The sequence below is a fragment of the Microlunatus sp. M237 genome (assembly GCF_056896895.1).
Map to the genome: position 1 here is coordinate 833,892 of NZ_JBXHBL010000002.1, position 17,979 is coordinate 851,870.

Annotated in this window: 12 protein-coding genes; 2 read left to right on the forward strand and 10 right to left on the reverse strand. The window is 63.2% G+C overall.

Annotation, left to right across the window (positions count from 1 at the left end):
- Positions 1–25 precede the first annotated feature (25 nt).
- The 7 genes from AC1XX3_RS10210 to AC1XX3_RS10240 all read right to left on the reverse strand — a co-directional run bounded on the left by AC1XX3_RS10210 (position 26) and on the right by AC1XX3_RS10240 (position 10,994).
- Positions 26–4,429: a LamG-like jellyroll fold domain-containing protein gene (locus AC1XX3_RS10210; RefSeq protein ID WP_483320977.1), complete on the reverse strand. Its 4,404-nt coding sequence runs from the start codon at positions 4,427–4,429 to the stop codon at positions 26–28.
- A gap of 571 nt (positions 4,430–5,000) precedes the next feature.
- Positions 5,001–6,356 carry a hypothetical protein gene (locus tag AC1XX3_RS10215; protein ID WP_483320978.1) on the reverse strand — a complete coding sequence of 452 codons (1,356 nt, stop codon included), beginning with the start codon at positions 6,354–6,356 and terminating at the stop codon, positions 5,001–5,003.
- An 85-nt stretch (positions 6,357–6,441) separates the two neighbouring features.
- Entirely contained in the window at positions 6,442–7,668 is a 1,227-nt protein-coding gene (locus AC1XX3_RS10220; protein WP_483320979.1) for an MATE family efflux transporter, read from the reverse strand.
- The gene (locus tag AC1XX3_RS10225) at positions 7,665–8,468 is read right to left on the reverse strand and encodes a CDP-alcohol phosphatidyltransferase family protein (protein WP_483320980.1); all 804 of its coding nucleotides are present in this window, start codon (positions 8,466–8,468) and stop codon (positions 7,665–7,667) included. Before AC1XX3_RS10225 ends, AC1XX3_RS10220 begins: the two co-directional genes overlap by 4 nt.
- Positions 8,469–8,477: 9 nt before the next feature.
- Entirely contained in the window at positions 8,478–9,647 is a 1,170-nt protein-coding gene (locus tag AC1XX3_RS10230) for a glycosyltransferase (protein ID WP_483320981.1), read from the reverse strand.
- Positions 9,644–10,234: an LbetaH domain-containing protein gene (locus AC1XX3_RS10235; RefSeq protein WP_483320982.1), complete on the reverse strand. Its 591-nt coding sequence runs from the start codon at positions 10,232–10,234 to the stop codon at positions 9,644–9,646. The genes AC1XX3_RS10230 and AC1XX3_RS10235 overlap by 4 nt, the downstream gene beginning before the upstream one ends.
- A 34-nt stretch (positions 10,235–10,268) precedes the next feature.
- Entirely contained in the window at positions 10,269–10,994 is a 726-nt protein-coding gene (locus AC1XX3_RS10240; protein ID WP_483320983.1) for an SGNH/GDSL hydrolase family protein, read from the reverse strand.
- Positions 10,995–11,115: 121 nt separating this feature from the next.
- Between AC1XX3_RS10240 and AC1XX3_RS10245 the strand changes: the two genes are divergently transcribed.
- The gene (locus AC1XX3_RS10245) at positions 11,116–12,540 is read left to right on the forward strand and encodes a tyrosine-protein kinase domain-containing protein (protein ID WP_483320984.1); all 1,425 of its coding nucleotides are present in this window, start codon (positions 11,116–11,118) and stop codon (positions 12,538–12,540) included.
- 33 nt (positions 12,541–12,573) lie between these two features.
- Positions 12,574–13,167: an arsenate reductase/protein-tyrosine-phosphatase family protein gene (locus tag AC1XX3_RS10250; protein ID WP_483320985.1), complete on the forward strand. Its 594-nt coding sequence runs from the start codon at positions 12,574–12,576 to the stop codon at positions 13,165–13,167.
- Here the strand turns inward: AC1XX3_RS10250 and AC1XX3_RS10255 are convergent, their stop codons facing one another.
- The 3 genes from AC1XX3_RS10255 to AC1XX3_RS10265 form a co-directional block, all read right to left on the reverse strand.
- Complete coding sequence (locus AC1XX3_RS10255; protein WP_483320986.1) at positions 13,168–15,210, reverse strand: glycoside hydrolase family 71 protein; 2,043 nt, start codon at positions 15,208–15,210, stop codon at positions 13,168–13,170. It lies immediately after the preceding gene.
- 237 nt (positions 15,211–15,447) lie between these two features.
- Positions 15,448–17,064 (reverse strand): sugar transferase, encoded by a 1,617-nt coding sequence (locus AC1XX3_RS10260; RefSeq protein WP_483320987.1) that lies wholly within the window; start codon positions 17,062–17,064, stop codon positions 15,448–15,450.
- Between the two features lie 373 nt (positions 17,065–17,437).
- The gene (locus AC1XX3_RS10265; RefSeq protein ID WP_483320988.1) at positions 17,438–17,869 is read right to left on the reverse strand and encodes an FAD synthase family protein; all 432 of its coding nucleotides are present in this window, start codon (positions 17,867–17,869) and stop codon (positions 17,438–17,440) included.
- Positions 17,870–17,979: the final 110 nt, after the last annotated feature.

Here is a 17,979-nt window from a genome sequence, read left to right on the forward strand (position 1 = left end):
CGTCATGACCCCGTCCCGGTGTGCCCTACTCCGACTCGTAGGTCAGAACAAGCGTCGGACGATAACTCGCGCTCGCCTCGGATGACCACAACCGTACGTTGTCCGTTCCCGATCCCACGATCGCCAGCGAGAGCGCCGATCCATCCGTACCCGATAGATCCTCGGCATCCAGATCGACTGTGTAGCTGGTGTTGAGGGCGGTCGCACCGCTGAGCGTACCCAGCGTTGCTCCGAGCCCGGTGGGCCGGGTGTTCCAGGTGACTGTCGACTCGGTCCAGCTTCCGGTGAGAACCCTGATGCTATAGGAGTCCACCGAGGCCGCAGCCGAATCCGTCGACGTCCTGACCCTCAATGTTGCGTTGGTCAGCACCTTTCCGGCGGGAGCAACCGGCACGTCGAACCGAAGATAAGACTCATTGGCCGATGAACCACCACGCGCCACGAGATAGTTCACGTTGCCGTAGTTGGTAGCCTTCGCTGCCGACGCCACCATCGCATCCTCCGTGGTGTTCACGGTCACCGTCGTCGGCGGCTCGGCCGGCGCCACCACAGTGGCCGCGGCCGCGCCCGATGGATCGCTGGCGTTGCCCGCTGCGTCAACCGCGACGACCTTGTAGAAGTAGTCGCCAGCGCTCAGGTTCGAATCCCTGAACTGCCGCCCCGACCCGACGTCGGCCACCTGCGTTGCGGCGCTGACCGCAAAGCCCGCGGTAGTTCCACGATGGACCCGATATCCGACAACGCCGACCGCATCGGTCGAAGCCGACCAGGTGATGGTCACGTCGTCACCAGCGACGGCGGCGTTGACCTCAGTCGGCGCGGACGGCGCCACCGTGTCATCGATGACAGCATCCGCAGCAGCGGAGGGCGAACTAGCGTTACCTGCCGCATCGGTCGCAATCACCTTGTAGAAGTAGCGCCCAGCAGCCAACCCGTCGTCCGTCCAGCTCGTGGCCTCGACTGTCGCCACACGGTTTGACTCGGTCGCCGTGAAGGTCGCACTACTTCCCCGATGCACGAAGTATCCCGAGACCCCGGTGTCATCGGACGAGGCCGCCCAGCTGACAGTCACGGAGTCACCTTCGACTGAGGCCTGCACGCTGGTCGGAGTCGATGGCGCCGCAGTGTCAGTCACCACGAGCTCGTTGCTCGATGCAGCCGGGCTGGCGTTTCCGGCGGCGTCGAGGGCGATGACCTTGTAGTAGAAGGTGCCCTTAGCCGGCGTGGGATCGCTCCATGACTCTTCAGAGACGGTCCCGACCAGGCTGCCGGTCGTGGGAGTGAAGGTAGCGCTCGTGCCCCGGTGCACCTGGTAACCCTCGACCGAAACATCGTCCGTAGCCGCCGACCACGTGACCGACACCGCACCGTCGGAGAGCGTCGCCTCCACATCAGCCGGCGCAGTTGGCGCGGTCGTGTCGGCGACGATCGCCTGGACCGCAGTGCTTGCGTCGCTGGTGTTTCCGGCTCCGTCTACCGCGACCACTCTGTAGTAGTACGTCCCAGGCGCACGGCCCTCATCCGTCCAGGCGAGACCAGGTACTGAGGCAACGACGTTCTCCGACGATGCCGTGAATGAAGCACTGGTGCCGCGGTGCACGCGATAAGCGGCGACACCGTTGTCATCAGTCGATGCAGACCACGTGACTGCGACGTTCGTGCCGTCGACTGCAGCAGCTGCTCCGCTCGGTTGCGAAGGATCTGTCGTGTCGTTCATCCCGGACGCGTAGTGCGAGCCAACGTCGGCTGCTGACAATCCGTAGCTGTAGATGGCCACCTCGTCGATCAGCCCACTGAACTCGAACCGCGACGGGGATGAGGGCCAACTACCGAGGTTGCCGCCACCGACTCGCCAGTATCCATCGAAGCCCTGGTTGGTCGTAGCTGCGTTGGTTCCGACGAGCTGTCCGTCGACATACAGCTTGAGCCCCGAGGAGTCTTGGCTCGACACAACATGGTGCCAGGCGCCGTCGTTGTACTGACCTTGGCTCTGTGCAATCTGAACCGAGCCGTTGTAGATGCCAAAGATGATCTGTCCGGAGTTGGTCATGTACGTCTGGCGGTCATAGTTGTTGCCGTTGCCGACCTCTGCGTCCTCAAAGCCCACGATCTTGCCACCACCGGTCGTGGTGGTGTTGATCCATGCTTCGGTGGTGTAGGCGGATGGTCCCCCGGTCCGAGGGCTGACTACCAACGCGTTGGCAGCACCAGTCGCCACCGCAGAGCCGCCATTCACACGCCCCGGCTGATCGAGCAGGACGCCACTTCCGATGGTGCCAGGTGCGGTGCCGAAGTACGAAGAGTCCTTCGCAACACTCCCAGTGGTCTCGTCGAGTCGCCAGAAGAGGTCCGGCTCGGCCTCGTACACGGCTGCACCGTAGGCGTCAGCGGGCGCTGGGTTTGCTGCGACGGTGCCACCGCCGAGCACATAGTGATTCGCGACCTGTCGCGCCGACAAGACCTTGTCGTAGACGGCCGTCTCGTCGATCGAGCCGCGGAACATGGCCGAGGCGGGCTGATCGGGCCACCCGTTGATGTTGTCGCCACCCACGTGCCACACCCCGAGGTACTGCTGCGCATTGATCTCTGGATTGCGGCCGACCGAGACTCCGTCAACATACATATTCATGCCACTGGAGCCCTGCGTTGCAACCACGTGGTGCCACTTGTTGTCGTTGTACGCGGTAGCGGAGCGGACGGTGCGGGTCCCGCCGGTGTAGACGCCGAAGGTCAACCGGCCGGCGTTATCCATGTAGACGTGACGGTCGTAGCTGTTGCTCAGCACAGTCTGCCCGTTGTCAGTACGCGGTCGTCCGTTTCCGTACCCGATGATCTTGCCGCCGCTGGTGGTGTCGGTCTTGAACCAGGTCTCCACCGAGTAAGTACTGGGTCCGGCCTCGAGCTGATCGTTCCACACGTAGTCGTCGGCCCCGTCGAAGGTCGCGGCCTTGCTCGCATCTCCGGAAAGGGCACCGGTAGCACCCATGGTGACACCGTTGACGGCGAGACCATTCTTGCCCGTCACCGTCTGACCCGACCGGTCTTGGATCCAGGTGCCAGAGGTCTCGTCATAGCGCCAGTAGAGCTTGGCGCCGTCGCCAATCACCTGCGCGACGTAACCAGCCGGTCGCTCCTGAACCCTGGCGACCGATCCGCCCGAGAGCGCACTGGTGTTCGTTCCATCGCTAGCCGTGACGCGGTAGGTGTAGCTGGTGCCCATGGTGCCGGTAGTGTCCACGAAGGTCACCTGCGGTCGGGTCCACCACATCGACCGGGCGGTGCCGGTCCAGATAGGGGTGGACGCTCCATTGCGGTAAACGCTGTAGGTCAGGTCACTGTCATCAGTGTCGACGACTGTGCGGAAGCGGACCTGCACGGCGCCGGAAGTGAGGGCTTCAGCCGACACAACCGGCGTCGGCGGAGCGTTGTTGTCGTCAGGGCCGAATCGAGTAAGACCCTGCTGAGGAGCGCTGTTGATCTGGGTGAACTCCCCGCCGGACCACAGGTAGTCCTTGCCGGTCGTCTTGCCGGTCGACACGATGAGCGCCCGCGGACCGATGCCCTCGCCGATACCGTCATTCCCCCGGGGGAACCACTGGTACAGCTTCGCTGTGTCGGCATTCTGGGCAGTGAAGTAGTTGCGGGAGCCATCCTGAAACGCGTTGATACCGCTGCAGTCGTGAGCGTGGCTCGCGGCGTAGACGGTGTTCTTGTATACGAGTACAGCTTGGGTGGCGCCGAGGCAGGTGTCGCGCCACTTCTCGGTGTGCGTGTTCCAGTCAATGGCGAAGCGACCATCAAACACTCCGCCGCCAGTGCCCTCGTTGCCGCCGTAGAGTACGCCACCGCTGGTAAGCAGGGACTTGGTGATGGAGTCGCGGTGTATGAAGCCAGCCGGGTAGTTCTGAATTACGCCGCCACTGACCGCGTCGACGATCGCGATCGAGTGGGAATCGGCACCGTTGATCGTGTCGAACTCGCCGCCGAGTGCCACCTTGCTGCCGTCGGGCGAGACGGCCAGGGCACGTCCATCGGCGGCAACGGTGGAAGCGCGGTTGATCATTCCCGCATCGGCCACGAACGGGAGCAGGGCTCCGGTCGTTGCGTTTACGGCTGCAAACTGCAGCCGGGGTTGTCCTCCGACAGTCCGGAAGGCACCGCCCAGATACAAGGTGTTCCCCGATAGCGCCAGGCTGTAGACCGTCGAGGACACCTGACTGACTCGCAATGGCTTCACCGTGCAGGCCTGAACATCGATCGCAGCAACTCTGCTCACGCTAACGCCCGCGACATTACTGAAGTTGCCGGCGATGTAGACGGTGCCGTCCGGCGCACTCACGACGGATCTGACCGTCGCCGTGCCCCCACTGAGAGAAACGTTGAGTACGCAGCTATCGGGATTTCCCGTTTCCGCGTCGAAGATCGCCAAGGCGCTCCGCGCTTGGACCGCCCCGGCGGCGCCATTGGGCGGACGCACCTCCGAGAAGGTCCCGCCAGCTACGACTTTGCCCCTCGACTGGGCGAGCGACCACACGATGCCGTTCGTCTGCCACGTCGGCAGGTTCTCCGCGCTGAAGGACACCCCAGCGGATAACGCTGATGCCGGTTGAACGGCCGGTCCGACAGTCACAGCGGTTGCTGCCACCGCAATGGCAGCAAGAATTGAGGCAGACCTGCGCATGAAATTTTCCCCCCCGGGCTTGGCCGAGCCCTCTGACCGCGCGGTCAGTGGACTGAGCACATGAATTTGTCCTCCCCATTTGCGACAGTCCGGACCTCACCTGAGCCGATCCGGTTGCGCGAAAATACAGGAGAACGTCGTGACACTAACACAGGCGCGTCAGGTGGAACGAGGCTCTAGATAACGAAACGATAACCGAATGGACGCGACGCCTCTGTGAAGCTGGAATTCGGCCACCGGACCGTGTAGTCGACGACCACGAGAGCATTGGCGCGACCACGCGCGGTCCCGCGCCCGTCGCATGATGTCAGCCGCGCTTTCAGACCCGGACCGAGGGCCCGTCGCGGGGGTGGTCGTCAGGCTCCACCCGACGCCCGCTGATCAATAGCAAGGAGCCGAAGATGACCACCAACGTGCCCATCGCCTGCAGCAGAGAGCCGCGGAGCAGGATCAGAAGATAGAACGGGAGCACCGCGGCTGTGATGGCGGCGGTTCCGAACTGGCCGGCCGAGCGGAAGGATCGGTCGAGGCGCCCAAGTAGTACACCGACGAGGACCGAGATCACGAGTACTCCAACCACGCCGAAGTTCAGCAGCATCTCCGCCCAGATCGGAGCCGAGAGGTTCGTGAAGTTGTAGCCACGGAACTGCGCCAGGAGCACCCCTGAACCGGTGGGCTTGTCAGACCACACCGAACGTGGAACCCAGAAGAGAAGCAGGCCGAGAAGCTGGCGGCCGAACTGCAGTGGCATCGTCTGGTCGTAGAGGATCGCGTTGGACAGCTGGCCGAAAGCGTCATAATCGCCGTTTCCGGCATACTCACCGAGGAATCCGGAACGAGCAGCATTCACCCGGTTCTCCCGTCGAAAGAGGTCCGCTATCGGGAACAGGAACAGCAAGCCTATGACGACGCCGATCATGGTGATCGAAGTCCTCCGGCGAGTGGAGTACGCACCCAGGGGTCCAAGAAAACTCCCCCACACGACGCCGGCGGCATAGCGAGAGCTTGAGATCGGGTTGGTCACCAGGAGCGCGACGCCGGTCAAGGTTGCCGCGATAAGCCGCGACCGAGTGCGTCGCGAGGACCGCTGGGCGACGCTCCACCAGCCGTGCGCAGCAATGAGCACCAAGAACGATGACGCCGATCGAACGATTGCCGCGACACTGGAGTCGGGCCACAGCTGTTCCTCGATCAACGATGACGCCGCCCTGCTCGAGAACAGGGTGCCGACGCCGACACGACTGACGTAGTACGCCGCCGCCACCAGCGCGACTCCGCTCAGCACCACCAGCCTCGGCTGGCTGATGTCATATTGACGCATGGGCTTGACCCGCACGTCTGACCCGCGGTTGGCGATAGCAAAGCCCACCGCAACGGTCAAGATCCCAACCAGCGACAACAGCGCTGTGGGCACGTCCAGGGTCGGGTCGAGATCCGCAGTCGTCGTCGGCATACTGCCGGCCCGCATCTGAATGGTGGGTGCCAGACCGAAGAAGACGTAGGCGAACAGCCAGAAAATGAACTCACACAGCCGGCGTTCACCACGCGACACGAGTACGGCAAGTCGAGTGCCGGCCATGATCACGATGAAGAATGTCACCCACCAGCCAAGGCTGCGGCCCTGGTCACCGGTGGACAAGATCATGGCTGGGACGATCAGGACCAGTGCGGCCAACGTCGCAAAACCGAGGACAAGACCGAGTATCTGATCACTATCTTGATCGCGTCGCACTGTCGAGTCGGGCTGCTGGTGGCCGGCTTCACCTGTCGTCACTGGGACCACCTCCGTCACGTTGGGCTGATTTCGAGCGCCACGTCAGTACGGCACCGACACACGACGCGAGGACCACGGCTCCGGCAAAGCCCCAGGCGCCGCCGAGCGTGCCCAGCACGAGCGCAGCCAGCAGCGGCAGGACAAGCGTCAAGATCGCGAGTACCCCGCGCATCCGCGAGGAGAGCGCATGGAGAAGACTCGAGCGGTAGTAGCTCAGCAGCACCGTGTAAGCCACCATTGCCAGCGACTGAACGAAGTTGGGCAATCGAAGGCCCTTCGCTGCGTCCCACGTTTCGCCCAGGATCAACCGCCCCCACGCCTCGGGCAAGAACAGGACCACCGCACCCCAGACCAACGCCAGGGCGGACAAGATGACGCCGGTCTCCAGCAGCCCTCTCTTGTATCGACGGGTAGAGCGAACGCGTACCAACTCCGGAATCATGGCGATCCGCACCGCGTTGAACGCTGTGTTGAGAGGTGAGAACAGCAGCGACGCCCCCCGCAAGGCCGCGACGCCAGCCGCGCCTAGTGGCACCGCCAGAGCGAACCAGACCAGCGCCGTGGACGCGTTCAAGCTCGCGTACTCAAGGGAGAACCGAGTGGCGAGGTCGCGGTTGGTGCGGTACCACCGCACCCCCTCGATCGGACGCGGGACGGCCCGGGTCACTAGCAAGCCCACGACGGTGGAGATGACCGCCCCGGCAATCCACCCGCAGATGATCCACAGTGTTCCGAAATCCGCAGTAGCCAACAGCAACATGGCGACGATCGCCGTTAAAGCCCACACCGCATCCAACACGAAGGCGTATCCCGACAGCTTCCGACATATGAATACGTATCTCAGGGCGTCCTGCAGCAACACCACTGGCATCGACACGGCCAACACGATCCACGTGGCTCGGTCCTGCGTCGTGGCAACAGCACCGACCAACAGCACGAGTGCGGCCGCCGCACCGGCCACAGTCGCTAGCCCTGCAGCAGCCGCGAACACCTGCGGAAGTGTTGTGGGGCCGGAGAACCTGACCAGGAGGACCTCACCGACGAGGGAGCGCTCCAAGCCCAAGAAGAAGATCAAGACGACATAGGCAAGCGAAAACTGACCGAACGAGGAAGGGGTAGAGACGTGCGCGACCACCCCCACCAGCATGAAGTTCGAGGCGCTGGAGGCGATCTGATCCAGGATGGTGACCGGACGGGAGTGGAACCATTTCACCGGGCATCGCCGTCGACGACGACGGCGGAAGTGTGCGCCTCGCCCTGCCGACGTTCGGCTCGATCACGATCGATCTTGCACAAGGCGCGGTACCACTTGATCAGGAATGCACTGGTGGACAAGATCTTCGCCGCGGCCATCAGCGCATAGACCGGCACGAAGACCGCCGTCCACGGAACTAGAAGGAAAGCCACACACGCGAAGCCGTAATCCACTGGCAGCATCAGAGTCGCGCGAAGTGCTGACCCGCCACCAGCGCCAACGGACGGCGCTCGGCTCGCCGCATCGGCGGGCCGAGGAACCTCTAGCTTTTCGTAGAGCGTTGCCCCGAAGAAGACCAGCGTCGCCGCCAACATGAACACTGTGCACATCACTGCAGCAATCTCGGCCGGAATCGCCTCGTTGCGAACCAGATACCACAAGGTGGCTACGTGCATCAGCACGATCCGTCCGCTGTCGAGAAGGTGGTCGAGCCACTCGCCGCTGACCGAACCGGCGTCACGCAGTCGTGCGAGCTGACCATCGGCAGAGTCGAAGAAGAACCCAACAACCAAGGCTATGCCGACCACGATGGACGCCGGCTCGGTGGTCGCGAAGAACATCAACCACACCAGCGACCCGTAGGTGAGAGCAGCGCCAACCGCCGTCAGATGGTTGGGGGTCACCCAGCGAGGACTCGCCGCTGCGATCAAGCGACCCGCAGGGCGGTTGATGTACAGCGTGTACAAAGGCACGCCCCGCTTGCGTTTCTGCGCGCGCTGAAGCAGGTCAAACCGGCCTCGGAAGGTACTGACATCCACTGTCACGCTCTAACCAATCACTCTCGCGGCAAGTTGCCCGTCGTCTTGCTCAAGTTCGGCCCGGTCCATCGAATAGTATTGCTCCAAGACGTCCACCACCGACGCGACACTGTATGCCTCGGCGATGGTCTGCACGGCCTGTTCACCAAGCTCAACCCGACGCGCCAGGTCTGTAGCCAAGCCGGTCATCACGTCGGCCAGCTCAGCGGCCTCGTCACCGAAGGTAGCTACACCACCGGATTCCGTCAGCCTCGCGGCGATGTGGCAGCTTGTCGAGATAATGCAAGGTATCCCCACCGACATCGCTTCGAGCACGGTCATCGGGAACGGCTCGTTCAAGCTTGGGAGGACGTAGACGTCGGCCTTCCGGAGCCTCTCGGGGGCCGAACCAGGGGCGAGCGGACCCTCATAGCGAATGACGTCGTCCAGAGAGTGTGCAGTGATGAAAGCCCGCAGCCGTGCGAGGTCGCCCTCATCTGGGCCGGCAACAGTGAAGGCCGCGTCAACTCCGGCGGCAGACACCAGGCGAGCCGCCTCCGCAAAGAGCATCACCCGCTTTCGCGGTTGAAGCCTGGCCAGGAAGATGAACTCGGGTGTGTTGCCGCTGGGCCGGTGCAGCTCGGACTGGGCGGGCACTCCGTTCGGGAGCTCAAGTACCGACACCCCTGAGCGGCCAACCGCAGTAATGCGCTGCGCGTCGGGGTGGTTCAGCGCCAGGACGGACGTGCTTCGCCGCAGGGCGCTCCGGACGGCTATGTCGAAGACTCTCGCTGATCGCCGCGCATCCGGCTTGACCATTCCATGCGTCTGGAGGAATACCTTCGGGCCAGCGTTGCCTCGTCTCCGGACACCCAGCACCGCGATCGCGGCAGGCAAGGTGATCAGATCGCGTGACATGTGAAGGTGCACAACGTCGAACTCGGAAGCGCGGCGTTGCACGGTGCGGACGAGCCGGGACGACACCAGGCCGCTGAACCCCACCGGCAGGTATTGGCGCACCCGGAACAGGTGAACCTTCACCCCCGGGATCTGCAGCTCCGCGACTCCGTCCCAGCCGGCGAAGACCTCAACAACATGCCCGCGCGCTGCTAGCTCTCGGCAGTGAGCCACCAGCACCGCGAGGGGTCCCCCGTAGGCGCCGTCCCGAGACACATAGGTGAGCACATGGGCGATCCTCATGCGGTTCCCTCGGTACGAAACCGTGGCCCGACGATGGTGGGATCTGCGGCCGACACCACGGAGTTCGGCGGAATGTCGCCGCGCACCACGGTCAGAGGTGACACCACAGCCGACCGCCCGATGTGCGCCCCACCCAGGACCACACATCGCGAGGTCACCCAGGCACCGGAGTCGATGCGAATAGGACGGGTGATCAACGCCATGTCGGTACGCATGGCGTGCGCACCCGTTGTCAGATACGTCTCCTGCGAGATGACCACGTCGTGGCCGATGGTGATCTTGTCACGATTGTGAAACCAGACCCCGTCCCCGATCCAGCATCGATCACCGATCTCAAGGTTCCACGGCGACTTGACCCGAGTCCGAGGGCGGAATACCACCCCGGACCCGATGGTCGCGCCGAACCGACGCAGAGCGGCGACCCGCAGGCGCGAGCTGATCTGAATCCGGTTGCTCACCACGGCGAGCTCAACCAACTGCCATGCCAACTGCAGCAGCAGCGGCTTCCGCAGGGGATCAGGTGCACCGGGCGCCTTGGACAAGTCGATGACGGGGATATCCGTCGTGGGATCGTCGGGTGCGCTCACTGTCTGACTCCTCGTTTCGGACCAGTGGTGGCGGTCAGCTTGTTCCGTCCAACTTCGCTATCACCCGGTCCGCTATTGCACGGTGACCCTCGTCATTTAGTTTTCGGCCATCGCTAAGGGTCATTGTGTCGTTCACCAGTCGTGGTGACAAAAGACTGACATATGTAGCGCGAACCGAGCTGGCGGCAGACTTGACTGCCGACTCCAAGACGAGAGTCTGTTTTGACGGGCTTTTTTCCGGCGACCAGGGGCCGACCGCTATTATGGTCGCCTCCGGGAGCCCGGACCGCAAGTCTCGGTAGAACTCCCGCACCTGACCTGCCGACTTGACCGGGTCGGTCTCGTCTCCACCCGGTCCGCCTGCGACTACGACGACCTGAGGCCGCGCCTCGATGATCTGCTCCAGCATCTCTGCGTAGAGGTGGCATCGGGTGGCACCGTCACACCCGCCCTTAGGGTCCGTCGGCACGTATCCCCTACCGGCCTTCGCAAGATTGATCTCTTTCCAGCCGACCAACCCTGACACCACACTTGTCCATCGCAGCTCCGGCTTCGAGGCACCGGCACCCGCCACGGACGAGTCACCGACAAAGATCGTCGTGGGCTGCACAGGGACCGGTGCGAGGCTCGGCAACGGCCGGTTGAGCATCGGCTCCTGGGACGACCGGATGACCCCGTGCACGAGAGCACCGGCGACGATGAGAAGAGCGACCAAGCCTAGATAGCTCCACACTCGGGACTTGCGAGCGTAGGCGGCCACGGTCAGCCAATCTGCTTCGTAGGACGAGCACGATGCACTAAGACGATATCGGCTCCGGACTGTTGCTATCCTACGTGTCTACGGTTGTCTGGGTTGGCTTCTACGCCCATCTCTAAACGGAATGGTGTACGTGAACTTTCGCGAAAGTTGGAGCCTACTACGAGCACACTGGGTCAGCGTTGTGGCCATCGCAGCATTAGGAACGATGTTGTCGGCTGCCTATCTGCTCACGACGACCCCGCAGTACACAGCCAAGACTGAGCTGTTCGTTGCGGTCGAGGGCGGCGCCACGACGATGGAGCTGGCGCAGGGAAGCAACTACTCCCAGCAGCAGGCGAGGAACTACAGCGCGGTCGCCACTCGCCAGGTGGTGCTCGATCCGGTCATCAAGGCGCTCGGGCTGAAGACCACGGCCAGTGAACTCAGCCGCCAGGTGTCGGCCTCCGTACCTTTGAACACGTCCCTCATCTCGATATCGGTGACTGATAGTTCTCCGGAGCGCGCCGCGGCGATTGCCAACGCGGTGGCAACCAGCCTGTCGAACGTGGTGGTGAAGCTTGTGCCCATGCGCCGCGACGGCACGAGTCCGGTACAGCTGGAGCCAGTTCAGACCGCAGCAGTCCCCGTCATCCCCTCCACTCCCAGTAGCCGTCTGTTGCTCGTAGTCGGAGCCTTGGCCGGACTTCTCGCGGGCATAGCTTTCGTCATCATCCGCGAGCGGATCAGCGCCAAGGTCCGCAGCGCCGAGCAGGTGCAGAGCATCGAGGGAGCTACGGTGCTCGGTTCCATCTCCTATGATCGCCGCGCCGGGTCCAGCCCGATGCTCAGCCGCACGGGCGACTCGCCGAGAGCTGAGGAGTTCCGACAGCTGCGAACCAACCTTCGGTTCCTTCAGACTGACGTGCCACACAAGGCATTCGTCGTTACCTCCTCCATCCCAGGTGAAGGCAAGAGCACGTCCGCAGCGAACCTCGCTGCCACCCTCGCCGCGTCTGGCAGCTCGGTGTGCCTCGTCGAGGCCGACTTACGGAAGCCCGTTCTCGGGAGCTACCTCGACCTCGAGGGAAGTGTCGGGCTCACCTCTGTCCTCACCAACGAAGTGAGTCTCGAGGAGGCGCTCCAACCGTGGGGACCGTACGGCCTGAAGGTGCTGCTCTCCGGAGATCTGCCGCCCAACCCGAGCGAGCTACTTGGCTCGAGTCAGGCCGAGTCGCTGTTCCGTTCGATCACCGAGAAGTTCGACGTGACGATCATCGACTGCCCGCCTCTCCTTCCTGTCACGGATGCCGCCCTGCTCGCGAAATCCCTCGGCGGCGCCATCTTGGTTGTCGGCACCGGACGGGTGGAGATGCGCGAGCTCCGCAAGACGGTCGAAGTCCTCCAGACCGCTGGTGCCCACTTGCTAGGGGTTGTCCTCAACTTCGTCCCCGGCGGCACGGTGGGCCAGTACAAGCAGGTGTACGGCCAGAAGGACAAGCGATCTTCAACAACGACCAACGACGCCGCAAAGTACGCCACCAGCAGCGTCGAGCGGACGGCGGAGTAGCCTCAAAAATACAACTTCGACTCGGGGGAGAACGTGGTTCACGAGACAGAAACTGACGGTCGCATTCTGTTGGTCTGTACGGGGAACGTGTGCCGTTCCCCGTACCTTGAACACACCTTGCGAACAAGCCTGGCTGCGCGAGGGATCCCTGGCATCGCCGTGACGTCGCGAGGAACATCCGCGCTGGTGGGCGAGCCCATCGCTGTGCCGATGGCTCGGATACTGGCCGCGGAGGGCGTCGTGACTGACGGATTTCGAGCGGAACAACTCACTTCCGACGATGTGCGGCTGGCGGACCTAGTCCTCACTGCGGAACGATCCCATCGCAGCGCCGTGGCCCGGCTTGCACCACAGAGCCTCGGTCGGATCTTCACCGTGCGACAACTCGGCCGACTGTTACCGACGCTCGAGGACGTACCGGACCTCGGCGAGCTCGAGCCGGCCGACCGCTTGAGGGAGGTCGTACGCCTCGCGGCCGCCGCTCGCGGAGTCTTCGCGCCGTCAGCCGACAGCTCCGACGACGTCATGGATCCTTGGCAGCAGGACGAGTCCGTCTATCTCGAGTCAGTCGTGGCCATGCAAGCGCCCGCGCTTCGCCTCGTGGAGGTACTGGCCGCTACCGGGTAGTCACTGGCCGCGGCTGCTCGCAGAGTAGTACTGAAGATCCTGCACCTGGAGTCGTGCAACCACCGAATAGGGCGAGGTGACTTTGGCCACGGTGACCCCGTTTCGTACTGCGGCGACGGAGACCTGTCCCAGTCCGAGGGGAACGGTACCGACCCACTGCCCGCGTGGTGCATCAAATGTGTGCCGAGCTGCCCCGACTGTCACCGTGATCTTTGCGGGCGCAGTGAGGAAGGTGGTCACCTCTACCCGGTCCGTTGGAGACGTCTTCGAGTTCCCCAGCGTCGGCAACATCAGCTGGTGCTTGATCACTGGCTGCGACTTGTAGGACTGCCTGCGGTGGGTGACGTAGACGGCGTCGCGAACCACGGCTGGTGCGCTGCCGGCCTTGTAGCGGGTCGCGTAGTAGGCGCTCAGATCCAGGAAGGTCGCACCATGCGCCACTGACGGGGCGAAGGACGTGCCTTCGCTGTAGTCGTTCCAGGTGACCAGCTGCACGTAGTCGGCCTTCTCAGCGATGGCCTTGTTCCAGGTTGCCCGCAGGGTCTCGGTGTTGCGCGCCTCGGCGTAGATCCGCTGATTCGGTCGAACGTCTTGGATGCCCACCCCTGCCATCCACTTCTTCCCCAGCGCGTGGGCCTTGGCCGCCCGGTTTGGGCGGGCGTAGACCCCGACCGGGTTACGGGTTCCCCAGTCTCCCAGGGCATGGCTGATCGGGGCGAATGCCTTCAGGTTCGCGTCGCCGGAATCGAGCAGGATGGCAGTAAACGCAGTTTTGATCCCGTATTTGCTGCTGAGAGTTCGCATCAGTTGGGACCACCAGGCAACGCTCTTCTTCTCCGCCTTGAACGAAGACAGCATGTATTCCCCGGACGGGATCTTGTAGGCAGCCGGATACCGGTAAAGCTCAGCGAGCTTAGCGGCCAGGACCTCAGGGCTGGCCTTCGCAGCCGCCGAGTTCGCGTCCAGGTTGGGGACGATCTTGAAGTTGCGACCGGAGAGCTGTGCCGCCTTCATCAGGCCGACCGTGATATCCCAGTTCCGCCCTGACAGACTCATGATGTTGACGGTGAAGCCATCGATACCGGCGTCCGACGCCTGCGTGATCTCGGTCGTAAGATCTGCGGTCAGCCAGTCCCCCGACCGCGCGGGTCGCGGTAGCGGTCGGTCCCGGAGCAACCCTCCCACCGAGGCGAACTTTCCGCCCTCGCCCGTCGGTGACAAGTAGTGGCGCGCGTAGTAGTCAGCGGCGGGCGGCTTGTTGTCCAGTGAGATGGGATAAGGCGGGAAGTAGTGAGCGAACACCTTCTTGCTGGAAGAATTAGAGGCGGCGATGCTGTACGCGCGGGCACTGGATGCTGGCGCCGCTGCCTGTGAAGCCGCGGCCTTCGGTGCCGGAGCGGTGGCCGGACTCGGCGCGGCCTTAGTCTCGATGGTCACTCTGAGCACAGGCCGCCGCGTCTTGTCGGTCCAGAAGGTATTACCTACCGCTGATTGTGAGTACCGCAACTCGAAGGCAGTGGTGCCCTTGACATTGATCGTCGTCAGCTTCGCCAGCTTGACGCTCAACTTCCGTCCAGCCACCGGCTTGGCCGATGGCTTGCTCAGCTTGGTGCTGCGGTGCTTCGGTGCCGTCTTCCGCGTCAGGGATTTCGTCGACCAGCTGGCTGATGACCCGAACACCACGAGTCCGGGCTTAGTGGCTCGCGTTGTCTTGGTGATGAGTTCCAGGGATGCCGACTTCACCTTGGCTCCAGCACCGAGAGAGGCCGTGTTGAATTTGAGGTAGCCGCGGTCCTGCTTTTTGGTGACGCTGATGTATGAGGTGCTCTTCTGCACCGCGCTGGGTCGTCGACTCGTGGTCCACGCCGCTTCGGAGGCCACGAGGGCAACCGTCCGGGTGACCGTCTTCGGTGCGTCCGCGTCCGCAGCCGGCGCCCCGAGGACCTGGGAGGCGAACAGCAGGACGACCGCCGTGACCAAGGCCAGCGGAACGTGCGACCTGCGGGTGGCGTGCGGGGGTACGGTGGCGCGTACGTCATTCATATTCATGTGAATCCTGACCGCGACTAGGCCCGAGAGTCGAACGCGCGGGGGCGCCTCGACCGACTTGCCGGAAGAGTACAGGAGATCTATAACAACCCGGTAACAGGTGTCTCAGTCCGGTAACACTCCGCGATGCACGATTCTCACCCGAAGGACGTGCTGGGCTTCCTTGTCGTCGTCGCGCTCTATGCCGAGTCGCCCACCTCGGTCACGGTCTTCACGCGCATTGTGCGAGGTCTAGAAGGCACCCCGCTTAGCCAGTACAGCGACCACCGTCTTGCACAGGATCAGCAGGTCGAACGTCAGCGTCCAGTTCTCGACATAGCGCAGGTCGAGTCTCACCGTCTCCTCCCAGCTGAGCAATGACCGACCGCTAACCTGCCAGAGCCCAGTCAGGCCGGGCGTAACCAAGAGCCGCCGACGGGCATCGTTGGCATATCCCTCCACTTCCGAGGGCAGCGGTGGACGGGGCCCAACCAGAGACATCGATCCGGCCAGCACGTTGAACAGCTGGGGCAGCTCGTCCAGGGAGAACTTCCGCAGGAGGCGGCCAACTCTGGTGATGCGCGGATCGTCCACCATCTTGAACATGACACCCATCTCCGGGTGCTGAGCCCGAAGCTCGATCAGCCGCGCTTCAGCATCCGTGTGCATCGACCGGAACTTCCACATCGTGAACTCCGAGCCGTCGAGGCCGACCCTCGTCTGCCGGAAGAACACAGGACCGCGGTCCGTCGCCTTGATCGCTGCAGCGATGAGCAGCATGATCGGGGCGATAACAACCAGCCCTACGCTCGTGAGGAGCAGGTCGGTAGTCCGCTTGATGACCCGCCGCCAGCCCTTGAACTTCGGCTGCTCCACATAGAGGAGCGGCAATCCGACGTGAGGCCTGATGTGCATGCGGGGACCAGCGACCTCGACCAAGCCGGGATGGACCAGCAGTTCGACGTCTTGGCCTTCGAGCGACCACGCAAGGCCTCTGAGGAAGTTGTGACGGGTGGCTTCGCTGCTCGTGACGGCTACCGCGTCACATCCGACTCGGCCAACCAATTCCGCAACATGCTCGAGGCTGCCCAGCACGTTGAGCCCTCGCTGACGAGCCCACCCGATCTCCTCGGCCGGAACACACACGCCCAGCACCTTCATCCCTGACTGTGGGTTGTCCGCGAGCAGCCGACCAAGGTCGGCAGCCCCGGCCGCGCTTCCGGCGATGAGAACACTGCGGAGTCCGTGGCCCTTGCGCTGGCGGGCGCGCAGGATGTAACGCGCGGCAAGCCGCACGCCAACACTCAAGCCAACCGCGATGGGCACAGCCACGACGCACAGGGTGAGGAGGCCAACCCGATTCATCAGACCGGCAGGAAAGGCTCCCGCCAAGATTGCGAGACCGCCGGCGCGGAGGACGGCCCTCAGCTCGTCTCCGCCCACCCCTACCTTGATGCGGTCGTAGCCCCGATTGGAGGCCACGGCCACCAGCCACAGCAGCGGGGCCGACGCCACCAGGGCAACGTTCTTCAGTGGGCTGAACCCGAACGGCCCGGTGACCAGGGACAGCGCGACTGCTAAGAGCGCGACAACCATGTCCGCGCCCATCAGAAGTCCGACATAACGGCGGCTCCACACCGAGAACCGGCCCGCGGCGGCGGTGCCACCGGCAGCGTCTACTCGGGCCTGCTCAACGGAATCCGCAACAATCGATGGGGTGGACGACTGGTCGTCGTGAGCCGTCTTCTCGGTGACGGTCCGGCCTTCGTCCGGCCAGGACTCGAACAGCTCCGCCACCGGCTGCGTCATGACGCTGTCGGCCTCGTGCCGCTTGGGCTCGAGCAGGACAGCGCTCTTGAGTTGTTCCATTTCCCTGTATCCCCCGATTAGTACGTCGCCCCCGCTGACGACTACCTAAATTATTTGGGGGATCATGATCAAGAGACCATGGACCAAGAGCATGAGCTTCACTCTCCAAGCAGGCGAGCTGCTTGGGGCCTCGATCGAATCTCCCCCGAGATATCTAGGCCTGGCCAGACTATCGCGATTCGGTCACCCATAGGGCGTTGAGACCGAATCGTAACCTTCAACTTCTGTCGATCGCGCGCGGAAGTTGATCATGATGACATGATCAACTTCACCCCGGCATCAGACCTTTACGCCAGGCGTCCGCGCGGTCGCCAGGCATTCGCCAGAGTCACCCCGAGTGTGCCGTGAACCACCGACTCCGGGTTGATCAAGATTAACCTCGCTGAGCGATCAACTCCCGCAGCGCAGAACTCGAAGTATGGGACGTATAAGGGAAGTAGCGGACTTCAGCGCCCACCGACGCCATGTCCCGCTCCAGCTTCAAGCCCTTGGGTGTGCCCCGCCAGTCGTCGCCCTTGAAGATCACATCGAAGTGGTGCTGCTCCCAAGCGGCGATCTTGTCATTCGCATACTCCGGGACGACCAGGTCAACCACATCAAGGGCCGCAACGACCTCAATTCGCTCCTCAAGCGGCACGATCGGATATTTATTCTTCATGCCGTACAGAACGTCGTCGCTCACCACGGCCGCAATAAGTCGATCACACATTTCCCGGGCACGCAGGAGAATATTGAGATGTCCAATGTGAAACATGTCCCATCCCCCGGGCACGTATCCAATTATTGGTCGATTCGGTTGTTTCATAATCGTGCTCTCCGTGCTCGCATGCACTGCGGACTAGTAAACGTGGATTCTTGCGAAGAACCGGGCCCCCATTGGGGACGTGATCAAAGATGCGAGCTCACCCTTGCGGG

Bases quoted from the DNA above. Each gene is read 5' to 3' on its own strand.
- AC1XX3_RS10230 (WP_483320981.1), bottom strand. From the start codon at position 9,647: ATGAGGATCGCCCATGTGCTCACCTATGTGTCTCGGGACGGCGCCTAC.
- AC1XX3_RS10245 (WP_483320984.1), top strand. From the start codon at position 11,116: ATGGTGTACGTGAACTTTCGCGAAAGTTGGAGCCTACTACGAGCACAC.
- AC1XX3_RS10255 (WP_483320986.1), bottom strand. From the start codon at position 15,210: ATGAATGACGTACGCGCCACCGTACCCCCGCACGCCACCCGCAGGTCG.
- AC1XX3_RS10260 (WP_483320987.1), bottom strand. From the start codon at position 17,064: ATGGAACAACTCAAGAGCGCTGTCCTGCTCGAGCCCAAGCGGCACGAG.
- AC1XX3_RS10265 (WP_483320988.1), bottom strand. From the start codon at position 17,869: ATGAAACAACCGAATCGACCAATAATTGGATACGTGCCCGGGGGATGG.